This is a genomic window from Cellulomonas sp. RIT-PI-Y (genome assembly GCF_025642745.1).
Taxonomy (GTDB): domain Bacteria; phylum Actinomycetota; class Actinomycetes; order Actinomycetales; family Cellulomonadaceae; genus Cellulomonas.
Map to the genome: position 1 here is coordinate 1 of NZ_JANZKP010000026.1, position 12965 is coordinate 12965.

Below are 12965 nucleotides of genomic sequence, written 5' to 3' on the forward strand. Positions count from 1 at the left end.
CAGCGGGTCGCCGGTCAGCGGCATGCCCTTGCGCCAGGTGGTAGGCGGCAACTCATCGAACCGTAGGGGCACGAGTGCGCGGGTGGCGCGCATGAGGTCGTGCATCCGGTCGTGCTCGGGGGTGACGTCCAAATCGGGGGTCATCACCGCTACCGACTCCTCCATGAGCGCGCCGTCGACGCGTTCGCGTTCGGCGGCGGTGAGGCCCTTGCCGGACTTGATGATGCCGAGGATCTTGGGTTCCCGTCGCGACAGCACGTCGTACAGGGTGGCGAGGTCATCCGGGGGTAGTGCGTCGAACAGAACCATGTTTCATCCTCCAAAGACGGTGACGACTTCACCGAACTCGTTGACGGTCACCGTGAGGCCGTCGTTGCCCCTATACCGCCAGGTCTGCTGCTCTGGTTGCCAGATGGGATCGCGGGGCGGGTTGTCCACCAGCTCCTCGATCCGCTGCCGCCATGATCGACGTTGCACCATGCGTTCGACGCTGTGGTTGGTGTACCCGGTGACCGCCCGCGGGTAGTCCTCCGGTGCGGCGTCCGGGCTACGGTAGCCGCCGCTGTCGCCCTCGCGGTTGAACACCTGGACCCGGTCGTCCCCGGCGGCCTCGATCCCGGCGCGCACGGTGGCTTGTCCGGCCAGAGCCGCTCCGGCGGCGACGGCGGCCGCCGCGGCGGCCTCGGCAGGCACCCCGGCAAGAGCCCCGACGCCGGTGGCGCTGAGCGCCAGCCCGCCACCGCCGAGCGCGATGCCGCCCTGCATGAGCATCAGACCGCCGACCAGTTCGGCCAGCAGGTCGGGGTGCTGCACCAGGGCGTTGCCGAAGGACATGATCCCGTTGCCGAGGTCGGCGCCCAGGTCGGCCGCGCCGTGCCAGAGATCGGACCAGGTGCCGCCGGCCTGGTCCCAGAAGCTCGGCGCGGAGTCGATCTCCTCGCCCGCCCGGTCGACGGCGGTCGCCGCGTCGTCGCCGGCCTCCTCGACCAGGTGACGGGCCGCGGCCAGCAGGAGGGTCGCCTCCTCGCGCAACGCGGTCCCGGGGTCCAGAGCCGGCTGCAGGCTTCCCGTTCCGGTCGCGCGGGAGAGGACGTCCGGCCTGTGCGACGTGGCGGCGCCGGAGGACCTGCCCGCGTCGCGAGCGAGGTCCGCGAGCACGGCGGCGGTGAGGCGATCGGCCGCCGCCCAGGTGTCGATCGCGGTGGAGGCCCGCAGCCGCGCGATGTCCACGGCGTCGGCGTAGTCGTCGAGCGCGGAGGCTGCCCGGTGGTAGCTCGCCACCGACCCGGCGAGGGCGGTGGCGATCGACTGGACGCTGCGGGGGAACTGCTCGGCGGCGGCGCCGGACCGGAAGACGGACCGGTCCACACCGAACAGGGAGATGCCCAGGTCCTCGACCCGGTAGCCGCGGCTGCGCAGATCGTCCGCGAACCGCCGAGCCGCGTGCGGGTCACCCTCGATCAGGTCGGCCGGCTCGGCGTGCGCGCTGAGGACGCCGGTCACCGTGGTCGGCCGATCGTCGCGGCCATCCGGGCGTCGATCGCCGCATAGGCCCGCGCGGTGGCCTCGGTCCGCAGTGCCAGCTCGGCGACGTCCGCGGTCGCGTTCCGGGTGGCGGTCCCGGACCGGGTCCGGAAGCGGTCGAGCGCGCGGTCGAGCCGATCGTGCCCCATCGGCTCCGGAGCGAGCGGCGACACCGCGGCCAGGTCGGACTCGACGAGGCGGATCGTGTGCGCGAGTGCCGCGATCCCGTCGACATCGACATCGAGACGACTGGACATGATTTCCCCGTTCTGATCGCACCGTCGATCGGAGAATAGGGTGTCGACAATGTCGACGTACAATCGCCATAAATGCACAATATGCGAGATCCCGGCATATCGTCCTGGCGTGCGCTCAGCTGTGGGCCGCGCGTGTCGGACCCCGGACGTAGGCTCGCCCCATGCGTCCCGTCACCGATCTCCAGCGCACCGTGGCCCCCTTCGAGGTGGTCTCCGAGTTCCAGCCCTCCGGTGACCAGCCGACCGCGATCGCGGAGCTGTCCGACCGGATCACCGCGGGGGAGAAGGACGTCGTCCTGCTCGGCGCCACCGGCACCGGGAAGTCGGCGACCACCGCCTGGCTGATCGAGAAGCTGCAGCGCCCCACGCTGGTGATGGCGCCGAACAAGACCCTGGCGGCGCAGCTCGCCACCGAGTTCCGCGAGCTGCTGCCGAACAACGCGGTCGAGTACTTCGTCTCGTACTACGACTACTACCAGCCCGAGGCGTACATCGCGCAGACGGACACCTACATCGAGAAGGACTCGTCGATCAATGACGAGGTCGAGCGGCTCCGGCACTCGGCCACCTCCTCGCTGCTGACCCGGCGCGACGTGGTCGTGGTGGCGTCGGTGTCCTGCATCTACGGTCTGGGCACGCCGCAGGAGTACGTCGACCGGATGATCACGCTGAGCGTCGGGGACGTGCTGGACCGCGACCAGCTGCTCCGGGACTTCGTGATGCAGCAGTACAGCCGGAACGACGTGGCCTTCACCCGGGGCACGTTCCGGGTCCGGGGCGACACGGTGGAGATCATCCCGGTGTACGAGGAGCTGGCGATCCGGATCGAGTTCTTCGGCGACGAGATCGAGGCGATCCAGACCCTGCACCCGCTGACCGGGGACGTGGTCCGCGACGAGCAGCAGGTGCACGTGTTCCCGGCCACCCACTACGTCGCCGGGCCGGAGCGGATGGAACGCGCCATCGCGGGGATCGAGCTGGAGCTGGAGGCCCGGCTCGCCGAGCTCGAGCGGCAGAACAAGCTGCTGGAGGCCCAGCGGCTGCGGATGCGCACCACCTACGACATCGAGATGATGCGCCAGATCGGCAGCTGCTCCGGGATCGAGAACTACTCCCGGCACATCGACGGCCGGGCGGCCGGCACCGCGCCGAACACCCTGCTCGACTATTTCCCGGAGGACTTCCTCCTGGTGATCGACGAGTCCCACGTGACGGTGCCGCAGATCGGTGCGATGTACGAGGGCGACATGTCCCGCAAGCGCAACCTGGTCGACTACGGCTTCCGGCTGCCCTCCGCGACCGACAACCGGCCGCTGCGCTGGGAGGAGTTCGTCGATCGGATCGGCCAGACCGTCTACCTGTCCGCGACGCCGGGCAACTACGAGCTGTCGATGTCCGACGGCGTGGTGCAGCAGATCATCCGGCCGACCGGGCTGGTCGACCCGGAGGTCGTGGTCAAGCCCACCCAGGGCCAGATCGACGACCTGTTGGAGGAGATCCGCACCCGGGTCGACAAGGACGAGCGGGTGCTGGTCACCACCCTGACCAAGAAGATGGCCGAGGACCTCACCGACTACTTCCTGGAGAAGGGCGTCCGGGTCCGCTACCTGCACTCCGAGGTGGACACCCTGCGCCGGGTGGAGCTGCTGCGCGAGCTGCGGATGGGCGAGTACGACGTCCTGGTCGGCATCAACCTGCTGCGCGAGGGGCTCGACCTGCCCGAGGTCTCGCTGGTGGCGATCCTGGACGCCGACAAGGAGGGCTTCCTGCGGTCCGACACCTCGCTGATCCAGACCATCGGCCGCGCCGCCCGGAACGTCTCCGGCCAGGTGCACATGTACGCGGACAAGATCACCAAGGGGATGGCCACCGCCATCGAGGAGACCAACCGCCGCCGGGAGATCCAGGTGGCGTACAACCGGGAGAACGGGATCGACCCGCAGCCGCTGCGCAAGAAGATCGGTGACATCACCGACCTGCTGGCCCGGGAGGACGCCGACACCGCGGAGCTGCTGGGCGGCGCCGGGCGGCAGGCGTCCCGCGGCAAGGCACCGGTGCCGGGGCTGGGGTCCAAGGCCCCGACGTCCGAGCGGGCCAAGCTGGCCGGTGCGGCGGCGGGGGAGCTGGGTGACCTGATCCAGGAGCTGTCCGACCAGATGCACGCCGCCGCGGCCGAGCTGCAGTTCGAGCTGGCCGCCCGGCTCCGGGACGAGATCTCCGGACTGAAGAAGGAACTGCGCCAGATGACCGCCGCCACCGCCTGAGACGGAGACCCGGATGGACGTCCAGATCGTGATCGACTGCCACGGCCCGCGCGCGCTCGGCGCGTTCTGGATCACCGCGCTGGGCTACGCCGAGGAGCCCCCGCCGCCGCCGTTCGGCGACTGGGACGAGGCGATGGACGCCTGGGGCCTCGGCCCTGACGACGACCGCGACCCCGCCTACGCGATCGTCGACCCGGACGGCCGGGGTCCGCGGATCTTCTTCCAGAAGGTCCCCGACGACAAGACCGTGAAGAACCGGGTGCACCTGGACGTGCGGTTCTCCGCGACCCGGGGCATCGCGACGACCGACCGGCCGGCCAAGCTCGCGGCCGCCCGGGAGCACGCGCAGACCCTGGTCGCCGCGGGTGCCACCGTCCTGAACGAGGTCGACGACGAGCGCGAGGGCGCCTGGGTGGTGCTCGCCGACCCCGAGGGCAACGAGTTCTGCGTGACGTGAGACACGTCGCAGGTCATGTCGTGGATCCGGGACCGATGACCTAGGCTGTCCCCGCTGTGGAGGGGAGTATCCCGTCACGGTGTCCCCGTCATCACGGTCGCCTCTGTCGCCGACCCGGGGGCATCGGCCCGTCTGGGTAGGGAGAGACCTCCGGTACCTCGTCCACCCCTTGTACCGGAGGAAACATCCATGTCAGTTGACCTGTGGGTCTGGCTGGTCACCGGGGCCGGTGTCCTCGGCCTCGTCGTCTTCGACTTCTACGCGCACGTGCGGACCCCGCACGCGCCGACGTTCCGCGAATCCGCGATCTGGTCGGCGGTCTACATCGGCCTGGCCGTGGTCTTCGGCGTCGGGCTGGGCGCGGTGTGGGGCTGGGGCCACGGCACCGAGTACTTCACCGGGTATGTCACCGAGAAGGCGCTCTCGGTGGACAACCTGTTCATCTTCCTCATCATCATGACCAAGTTCGCGGTGCCACGGATCTACCAGCAGAAGGTGCTGCTGGTCGGTGTCGCCATCGCGCTGGTGCTGCGCACGGTGTTCATCCTGGTCGGCGCCGCGGCGATCGAGCAGTGGTCCTGGGTGTTCTACCTGTTCGGCGCGTACCTGGTGTACACCGGCATCAACCTGGCCCGGGAGAAGCACGAGCCGGGCGAGGTCGACCACGCGAGCGAGCGCAAGGACGGCCTGACCGTCCGCCTGCTCAAGCGGGTGCTGCCCACCGTGGACGAGTACCACGAGGACAAGCTGACCACCCGGATCGACGGCAAGCGGTTCATCACGCCGATGCTGCTGGTGATGGTCGCGATCGGCTCCACCGACGTGATCTTCGCGCTGGACTCGATCCCGGCGATCTACGGCATCACGCAGGAGCCGTACATCGTCTTCACCGCCAACGCCTTCGCCCTGCTCGGCCTGCGCCAGCTGTACTTCCTGCTCGGTGGCCTGCTGGAGCGCCTGGTCTACCTGTCCCAGGGGCTGGCGTTCATCCTGGGCTTCATCGGCGTCAAGCTGGTGCTGCACGCCATGCACACCAACGAGCTGAGCTTCATCAACGGCGGCGAGCACGTCGAGTGGGCGCCGGAGATCCCGACCGTGGTCTCGCTGCTGGTCATCCTCGGCACCCTGACGGTGGCCACCGTCGCCTCGCTGATCAAGACCCGCCGGGACAAGCAGGCCGAGGTGACCCCGACGGTCGCCGACGACCCGACCCCGATCGCCAAGGAGAGCTGACCCACCCGCATGGATGTCTCCCCCCTGATCTGGTGCGTGTCGATCGGCGTGGCCCTGGCCATCCTGTTCGTGGACGTGGCGGTGGTCGGCCGACGACCGCACGTTCCGAGCACCGCCGAGTGCCTGCGTTACCTGGGGGTCTACATCGGGTTGGCCCTGGTGTTCGCCGGTGTCGTCGCCCTGACCTGGGGCACGGCACCGGCGGGCGAGTTCGTCGCCGGCTGGCTGACCGAGTACTCGTTGTCGGTGGACAACCTGTTCGTGTTCCTGCTGATCATGACCCGGTTCGCGGTGCCACGGCAGTTCCAGCAGACCGCGCTGCTGGTGGGGATCATCCTGGCCCTGGTGTTCCGCGGGATCTTCATCGCGCTCGGCGCGACCGTGATCGCGCACTTCTCCTGGGTGTTCTACCTGTTCGGCGTGTTCCTGATCTGGACCGCGGTCAAGGTGGCCCGGGAGGGCGTGGGGGACGACGCCGACTCCGACGGCGAGGGCGACTACACCCCGCCGGCGCTGGTCCGGATGGTGCAACGCTTCCTGCCGACCTCCGACCGGTTCGACGGCGTGCGCCTGACCGCCCGGGTCGACGGGCGCCGGGTGGTCACCCCGATGCTGCTGGTGCTGATCGCGATCGGCGCCACCGACCTGCTGTTCGCCTTCGACTCGATCCCCGCGGTGTTCGGGGTCACCCGGGAGCCGTACCTGGTGCTGATGGCGAACGTCTTCGCCCTGATGGGCCTGCGGCAGCTGTACTTCCTGCTCGGCGGGCTGCTGTCGAGGCTGCGGTACCTGAACATCGGACTGGGCGTCCTGCTCGGGTTCATCGGGGTCAAGCTGGTGTTCCAGGCCCTGGCTGAGAACTCGTTGCCGTTCCTCAACGGTGGTGAGCCGGTCGGCTGGGCGCCCGAGCCGCCGACCTGGGTGTCGCTGGCGGTGATCGTGGTCATCCTCGGCGTGACCGCGTTGACCAGTGTCGCGGCGGCCCGCCGCGACGAGCGACGGGCCGCGGTCGACTCCTAGGCCTGCGCCCAGGGGCCGATCACGAGCTTCCACTCCCGGACGCCGACCGCGCTGATCACCCCGGCCCGCGCGAACGGGTCGTCGGCCAGCAGCCGGTCCAGCTCCGCGCGGTCCGCGGTCTCGAACACCAGCAGGGCGCCCGGCGCGCCGTCGGTGTACGGCCCGGAGCCGTGCAGCAGGCCGCGGTCGGCGAGAGCGCGCAGGTAGTCGCGGTGCGTCGGGCGGACCTCGTCCTGCAGGTCCGTGCGCTGGTCGTAGCTGTACTCCACGGCGAAGAGCGTCATGGCGTCACGATACCCGCGGTGGCAGGGTGGGCGGCATGATCCTCACCGAGCAGCTGCTGGACGGCATCGCCGCGCGGGCCGCGACGCACGACCGCGAGAACACCTTCCCGCACGACGACCTGGCCGACCTGCGCTCCGCCGGTTACCTCACCGCCTTCGTCCCGGCCGCGCTGGGCGGCGCCGACCTCACCCTGGAGGAGGTCGCGCGGGAGCAGGTCCGGCTCGCCGGGGCCGCCCCGGCGACCGCGCTCTCGGTCAACATGCATCTGGTGGTCACCGGCATCGCCGCGCTGCTGCACCGCTCCGGCGACGACTCGCTGCGCTTCGTGCTGGAGGAGGCCGCGGCGGGGGAGGTCTTCGCGTTCGGGAACTCCGAGGGCGGCAACGACCTGGTGATGTTCGACTCCCGCACCCGCGCCGAGCGTCAGCCCGACGGCGGCTACCGGTTCACCGGGACCAAGATCTTCACCTCGCTGTCCCCGGTGTGGACCCGGCTGGCGACCTTCGGCCGGGACGACTCCGACCCGGAGCACCCGGTGCTGGTGCACGGCGTCGTCGCCCGGGAGGACGGCGGGACGACCAGCAGGGACGACTGGGACACGCTCGGCATGCGGGCGACCCAGAGCTGCACCACCGTGCTGGACGGCGCCCCCGCACATCCCTCCCGCCTGGTGCGCACGCTGCCGGTCGGTCCCAGTGCCGACCCGTACATCCTGCGGCTGTTCCAGGTGTTCGAGATCCTGCTCGCGGCGGTCTACACCGGGATCGGCCGTCGCGGCCTCGACCTGGCCGTGGCCGCGGCCCGCCGTCGCACCTCGATGAAGCGGGACGGCGCGTCGCTGGCCACCGACCCGGACATCCGCTGGCGGATCGCCGACGCCGGGATCCTGCAGCAGGGCATCGAGCCCCAGGTGTGGTCCCTGGCCCGGGACGTCGATCAGGGCGTCGATCACGGACCGCTGTGGTTCGCGCAGGTGGTGGGCCTCAAGGTCCGTGCCACCGAGACCGCCCGCGCGGTGGTCGACGGCGCGGTCCGGGTGAGCGGCGGCGGCACCTACTTCGCCGGGAACGAGCTCGGGCGGCTGTACCGGGACGTGCTGGCCGGTCTGTTCCACCCGTCCGACGACGAGTCCGCCCACGCGACCGTGGCGAACGCCCTGCTCGGACCGGCCTAGACGTTCGGGTCCAGGCCGGGGACCAGCGTGCACCACTCGCCGCCGTCGGTGCGGCCGCCGCAGGTGTCCGCGAAGGTCTGGTAGCCGCTGCCGGGCCGGGACTCGTCGTACAGGGTGTCGCAGGACTCCCAGTCACCGGCGGCGCAGGCGTCGTAGAGGGCGTCCATCGCCGGGTCGTCGCCCCGGTCGTTGACGCACCAGCGCGCGTCGTTGCCACGGTTGCCGCAGCTGGCGCCGAAGTCCAGATAGGAGCTGTTGCCCGGCGACTGGGCGTAGAGGTCGTCGCAGGACGTGAGGTCGCCCGCCGTGCAGTCGTCCCACAGGGCGTCCAGCGCCGGGTCGTCCCCGTAGCCGAGCGGGATCACGTTGCTCCCGGCCAGCTCCTCGCACAGCACGTTCGAGTTCACCGACTGCCGGCCGGCGCAGCTGGCGCCGAACGCCTCGTCGTCCGAGTACGCCGGGGACGCGAAGTACAGGTCGTCGCAGGAGGCGAGCGTCCCGGTCGCGCACTCGGCGCGCAGCGCGGCCCGGTCGGTGTTGCCCGAGGCGGTGGTGCCGATCAGGATCAGGGCGATCAGCAGGTAGAGGCCGGTCTGCAGGCTGCCCAGGATGATGCCGGTCAGGCCCATCCCGGAGCCCATCCCGTGCAGCCGGCGCCGGTGGCGGGTCGCGGAGACGCCCAGGGCGACGGCGACCGGCCCCAGCCCGACCAGCCCGGTGACCAGGGCCGCGATGCCCCGCCCGTCCCGCGGCGCGCGGCGCACCGGCGGCGGGAACGCCATGCTCGGCGCCGGGACGGGGTAGCCGGACATCGGTCTCCTCGGATCGGGGGCTTCGGCGACTCTACGGTGTGCCGGAGGGGCCGGGCGACCGCGTCACCCGACCCCTCCGGTCAGCCGTGTCACATGATCTCGTCGCAGTACTCGTACGTGGTGGTGCGGTTGCCGCAGGTCTCGCCGAACTCCTCGTACTCCGAGCCGAGCGGCGCCTGCCAGTACAGGTCGTCGCACGAGTCGGGGTCGCCCGCCTCGCAGGCGTCCCAGAGCGTGTCCAGGGTCGCGTCGTCGCCGTAGGACTGGGCGTCGTCGCTGGAGCTGTCGTCCTGCGTGCTGTCGTCGGTGCCGAAGTCCTCGTCCTGCAGGTAGCAGACACCACCGGAGTCGGTGGTGATGCCGCCGCAGGTCTCGGCGAACGCCTCCTCCTCCGAGTCGATGTCGGACTCGTAGTAGAGGTTGTCGCAGTCGTCCATCACCCCGGCGGCGCAGCTCGCGTGCAGTCGGTCCAGCTCGGCGCGCTCCTGGGCGTTCTCGTGGCTGATCGCCAGCGGGATCGCGATGGCCAGGGCGACGTAGACCAGCAGCTGCAGGCCGCCGTAGATCACGCCGACCAGCGCCATCCACTTGCCCTGGGTGCCGTTCTTCTTGGTCCGCCGCAGACCGATGATGCCGAGGATCACGGGGACGAAGCCGAGTCCGAAGATGGCGGTCACCAGCGCGGCGATCGACGGACCGTCCCACCCGGCCGAGGGCTGGGGGCCGGGGTAGGGCGCGTACCCGGGGTAGGTGCCGCCGGGGGCCGCATAGCCGGGCTGCGCGTACCCGGGCTGGGAGTATCCCGGCTGCTGCGGGGCGCCGTACCCGCTCGACGGGGTGCCGTAGCCCGGCGCGCTGTAGCCGGGTGCGCTGTAGCCGGGCGCGGGGGCGTCCCCGGTGCCGGATCCGTAGGACGGCGCACTCGGGGTCTCCCCGGAGGACGGCTGTCCGTAGGCGGGCGTCCCGTAGGCGGCGGTCTGGTCCCCGCTGGGCTGCTGTCCGTAGGCGGGCGTGCCGTGGGCCGCGGTCTGGTCACCGCCCGGCTGCTGTCCGTAGGCGGGCGTGCCGTACGCGGCGGTCTGGTCGCCGCTGGGCTGCTGTCCGTAGCCGGGCGTCCCGTACGCGGCCGTCTCCGGGGTCGTGGTCGGCCGGCTCCACTGCGAGGTGGACGTCTGCTCGGTCGGCGCGGCGTCCGGCTCGGACGTCGCGTCCTGGCCCGGCGCGGTCGGCGGGCTCTCCGGATCGGGCTGCGGCGAGCCGTCGGGACGGGTGCTGCCGTCGTCAGTGGACATGGGGTTGATCTCCTCGGGCGCGCCGGAACGTGGAACCGCGGCCACTATGGCAGACCGCACGAATCGGAGACCATCCGAACGCCCGCCACGAGGAGGGCGATCACCCGATCGTGCTCACCAGCCCCGGGCCCACCAGTCGGGCAGGGCCGGGCGCTCGGCGCCGAGGGTGGTCGGCAGACCGTGCCCGGGATGCACCACGGTGTCGTCGTCGTAGCGGTCGAAGACCCGCTGCTCCAGGTCGGTCATCAGCGAGCGGAAGTCGTCCGGCCCGGCGGTCCGGCCCGGACCGCCGGGGAACAGCGAGTCGCCCGTGATCAGGTGCACCGGGCCCTCGTGCGGACCGGTCCAGGCCAGCGCGATCGATCCGGGGGTGTGACCACGTAGGGCGATCACCTCCAGGCTCAGCGTGCCGACCGGCAGCCGGTCGCCGTGCCGCAACGGCCGGGGGAGCGGCACCCCCGCGGCGTCGGCGATCGCGTCGGCGTCCGCCGCCCCGGCCCAGGACGTGGCGCCGGTGGCGGCGAGCAACTCGGCCAGCCCGCCGTGGTGGTCCGCGTGCCGGTGGGTGGTGACCACGCCCACCAACGCACCGGGGCCGTCGGTCCGGGGCGGATCGCCCTGGTCGCCCTCGCCCAGCCAGGCGAGCAGACGCTCCGGTTCCGCCGCCGCGTCGACCAGCAGCCGGGCACCGGTGTCCGGGTCGGTGATCAGGTAGGCGTTGTTGTCCATCGGGCCGACGGACAGGGACTCGATCATGGGCGGTCTCCGGTGGCGAGATCGTGCTGGTGGACGGCTCGGACGAAGGCGAGATGGGACAACGCCTGCGGCACGTTCCCGATCATCCGCCCGGTGCCGGGGTCGTACTCCTCCGCGAGCAGCCCGAGGTCGGTGGCGAGTCCGGTCAGGGTGGTCAGCACCTGCTCGGCCGCGTCGACGTCCCCCTGGCGTGCCAGGGCGTCCGCGAGCCAGCCCGAACAGGCCAGGAACGGGTGCTCGGTGCCGGGCAGGCCGTCGTCCGCGCGGTCGGTCCGGTAGCGCAGCAGCAGCCCGGGGGCGATCTCCAGCTCGGCCCGGACCGCTGCCACCGTGCCGACCATCCGGGGATCGTCGGCGGGCAGGAAGCCGACCTGGGACAGCTGGAGCAGGGCGGCGTCGGTGTGCCGGGCCCCGGCGGACTGCACGAAGCTGCCGAGGTCGGCGTCCCAGCCCCAGTCGAGCACCTCGGCCCGGATCCGGTCGCGCACCGCCGTCCAGCGCTCGACCGGCCCGGGCAGCCCGTCCTCGGTGATCGCCCGCACCGCGCGGTCCAGCGCCGCCCAGGCCATCACCGCCGAGTGCGTGAACCGGCGTGGCGCGCCGCGGACCTCCCAGATGCCCCGGTCCGGCTGCTCCCAGGTGCCGATCAGCGCCTCGACCAGGTGCGACTGCAGGGACCACGAGTCGGTGCTCTCCTCGATGCCGGCGTCCCGGGCGAGCGCCAGAGCGCACATCACCTCGCCCAGCACGTCGTTCTGCACCTGGCCGACCGCGGCGTTGCCCACCCGGACCGGGGTGGATCCGGCGTAGCCCGGCAGGTGGTCGAGCTCGCGCTCGGTGAGATCCCGGCGTCCGTCGATGCCGTAGACGATCTGCAGGTCGGCCGGATCGCCCGCCACCGCCCGCAGCAGCCACTGCCGCCAGGCCTGCGCCTCCTCCCGGTAGCCGTGCTCCAGCAGCGCCTGCAGCGTCATGGCGGCGTCCCGGAGCCAGCAGAACCGGTAGTCCCAGTTCCGCACCCCGCCCGGGTCCTCGGGCAGGGAGGTGGTCGCCGCGGCGACGATCCCGCCGGTGTCCCGGTCGGTGAGCAGCCGCAGGACCAGCAGCGAGCGGACCACCTCCTCCCGGAACGACCCGCGGTAGTGGCTCCGACGCGCCCAGCGGCCCCAGCCGTTGGCGGCCTCGGCGAGCTCGGCGGCACCGTCGGTCGGACGGGGGACCGGCTCCCAGGACGGGGTCCACACCAGCGACCAGTGCAGCTCCTGCCCGGCGGTCAGGGTCAGGTCGTCCTGGTGCGCGTGCCGGTCGCCGTCCCGGACCGGGCGGGGCAGCCGGTCGCCGCGCAGCAGCAGGCGGTCCGGTCCGGCGATCGCCTGGATCGCACCGCCGTGCCGGTCGTGGATCCGGTGCACCCAGGGCTGCACGGCGCCGTAGCCGAACCGCACCACCCACTCGTGACGGAACCGCACCGTGCCCTCGACCACCCGGATCCGGCGGACGATCTCCGATCCCCGCTCCCGGGTGGGGAGCGCGTCGGTGAGGACCGCGGTCCCGGTGGGGGTGCGGACGGTCGTCTCCAGCACGAACGAGTCGCCGTGCCAGCGCCGGGTGCGCTCGGTGGCGTCCGGGGCGCTGATCAGCCACCGGCCGTGCTCCGGGCCGCCGAGCAGGGCGGCGAAGCAGGCGGCGGCGTCGAACCGCGGCGGGCACCACCAGTCGATCGACCCGGCCCGGGACAGCAGGGCGGCGGTCCGGCCGTCGCCGAGCACCGCGTAGTCGCCGATCGGGGTGGGGTCCAGGTCCGGGCTCATCCCGCCATAGTGCCCGCACGTGATCCGTCACACCGTTCGAACGGGTGTGCGAGTGTCGGTGGCTCGCCTTACGATGCTCG

13 protein-coding genes are annotated in these 12965 nt (G+C 71.7%); 5 read left to right on the forward strand and 8 right to left on the reverse strand.

All coding sequences use genetic code 11. From position 1 onward, the window contains the following. The 3 genes from OGL89_RS09770 to OGL89_RS09780 form a co-directional block, all read right to left on the reverse strand. Positions 1-309 (reverse strand): hypothetical protein (locus OGL89_RS09770; RefSeq protein ID WP_263119864.1); only part of this gene is annotated, 309 nt, incomplete at its 3' end. A gap of 3 nt (positions 310-312) precedes the next feature. Continuing rightward, positions 313-1503, reverse strand: coding sequence for a putative T7SS-secreted protein (locus OGL89_RS09775; RefSeq protein WP_263119866.1), 1191 nt, complete (start codon positions 1501-1503; stop codon positions 313-315). After that, complete coding sequence (locus OGL89_RS09780; protein ID WP_263119868.1) at positions 1500-1781, reverse strand: hypothetical protein; 282 nt, start codon at positions 1779-1781, stop codon at positions 1500-1502. The genes OGL89_RS09775 and OGL89_RS09780 overlap by 4 nt, the downstream gene beginning before the upstream one ends. A gap of 161 nt (positions 1782-1942) precedes the next feature. Here OGL89_RS09780 and uvrB point away from each other — a divergent pair, with 161 nt between their 5' ends. The 4 genes from uvrB to OGL89_RS09800 all read left to right on the forward strand — a co-directional run bounded on the left by uvrB (position 1943) and on the right by OGL89_RS09800 (position 6755). Next, the gene (uvrB, locus tag OGL89_RS09785) at positions 1943-4045 is read left to right on the forward strand and encodes an excinuclease ABC subunit UvrB (RefSeq protein WP_263119870.1); all 2103 of its coding nucleotides are present in this window, start codon (positions 1943-1945) and stop codon (positions 4043-4045) included. A gap of 13 nt (positions 4046-4058) precedes the next feature. Continuing rightward, a complete protein-coding gene (locus OGL89_RS09790; protein WP_263119872.1) occupies positions 4059-4502 on the forward strand; it encodes a VOC family protein in 444 nt (147 codons plus the stop codon). Between the two features lie 189 nt (positions 4503-4691). Next, a complete protein-coding gene (locus OGL89_RS09795; RefSeq protein WP_263119875.1) occupies positions 4692-5735 on the forward strand; it encodes a TerC family protein in 1044 nt (347 codons plus the stop codon). Positions 5736-5744: 9 nt separating this feature from the next. Next, a complete protein-coding gene (locus OGL89_RS09800; protein WP_263119876.1) occupies positions 5745-6755 on the forward strand; it encodes a TerC/Alx family metal homeostasis membrane protein in 1011 nt (336 codons plus the stop codon). Here OGL89_RS09800 and OGL89_RS09805 read toward each other — a convergent pair. Beyond that, the gene (locus OGL89_RS09805) at positions 6752-7039 is read right to left on the reverse strand and encodes a YciI family protein (protein ID WP_263119877.1); all 288 of its coding nucleotides are present in this window, start codon (positions 7037-7039) and stop codon (positions 6752-6754) included. The two genes, OGL89_RS09800 and OGL89_RS09805, sit on opposite strands and share 4 nt — an antisense overlap. Before the next feature lie 35 nt (positions 7040-7074). Here OGL89_RS09805 and OGL89_RS09810 point away from each other — a divergent pair, with 35 nt between their 5' ends. After that, positions 7075-8214 (forward strand): acyl-CoA dehydrogenase family protein, encoded by a 1140-nt coding sequence (locus OGL89_RS09810; RefSeq protein ID WP_263119878.1) that lies wholly within the window; start codon positions 7075-7077, stop codon positions 8212-8214. Here OGL89_RS09810 and OGL89_RS09815 read toward each other — a convergent pair. The 4 genes from OGL89_RS09815 to OGL89_RS09830 all read right to left on the reverse strand — a co-directional run bounded on the left by OGL89_RS09815 (position 8211) and on the right by OGL89_RS09830 (position 12885). Continuing rightward, on the reverse strand, positions 8211-9026 hold the full coding sequence (locus tag OGL89_RS09815) for a DUF4190 domain-containing protein (RefSeq protein WP_263119879.1): 816 nt from the start codon (positions 9024-9026) through the stop codon (positions 8211-8213). The two genes, OGL89_RS09810 and OGL89_RS09815, sit on opposite strands and share 4 nt — an antisense overlap. A gap of 89 nt (positions 9027-9115) precedes the next feature. After that, positions 9116-10318 (reverse strand): DUF4190 domain-containing protein, encoded by a 1203-nt coding sequence (locus tag OGL89_RS09820; RefSeq protein ID WP_263119880.1) that lies wholly within the window; start codon positions 10316-10318, stop codon positions 9116-9118. Positions 10319-10432: 114 nt separating this feature from the next. Then, positions 10433-11074, reverse strand: coding sequence for an MBL fold metallo-hydrolase (locus OGL89_RS09825; protein ID WP_263119881.1), 642 nt, complete (start codon positions 11072-11074; stop codon positions 10433-10435). Continuing rightward, complete coding sequence (locus OGL89_RS09830; protein WP_263119882.1) at positions 11071-12885, reverse strand: glycoside hydrolase family 15 protein; 1815 nt, start codon at positions 12883-12885, stop codon at positions 11071-11073. Before OGL89_RS09830 ends, OGL89_RS09825 begins: the two co-directional genes overlap by 4 nt. Positions 12886-12965: the final 80 nt, after the last annotated feature.